General features: G+C 63.4%; 1 protein-coding gene. It reads left to right on the forward strand.

Going from position 1 to position 451, the window contains the following annotated elements:
• Positions 1–451 (forward strand): mannitol dehydrogenase family protein (locus tag ACYQ3S_RS15670; RefSeq protein ID WP_459690303.1); only part of this gene is annotated, 451 nt, incomplete at both ends.

The raw sequence follows: 451 nt of genomic DNA on the forward strand, positions 1-451 counted from the left end.
TGCGCGCGTTCGTGGACTACTGGTTCGATGTGTCGAACGAGCGCGTGGGCTGGAACGGCAAAGCGGTGCTGGTGCAGCCGATCGCGCAGGGGCTGGCGGAGCAGATCAACCGGCAGGAGGGGCTGTACACGCTGTACCTGCGCGGTCGGGAGAATGGGGAAAAGGTGGACCGGAAGCGCGTGATCTCGTCGGTGTCGCGGTGCCTGAACCCGTATGAAAAAGAGGGCTATGAGGCGATGATGCAGGTCGCGGAGTCGGACGATCTGGAATACATCGTGTCCAACACAACCGAGGCGGGGATCGTGTACGACCCTGCCTGCCGGAAGGAGGACTGCCCGCCGGCGTCGTTTCCGGCGAAGCTGACGCAGGTGCTGTACCGGCGCTGGCAGGCGGGGAAGAAGCCGGTGGTCATCCTCTCCTGCGAGTTGATCGACAACAACGGCAAAGAGCT

The organism is Agathobaculum sp. TL06 (assembly GCF_054658635.1).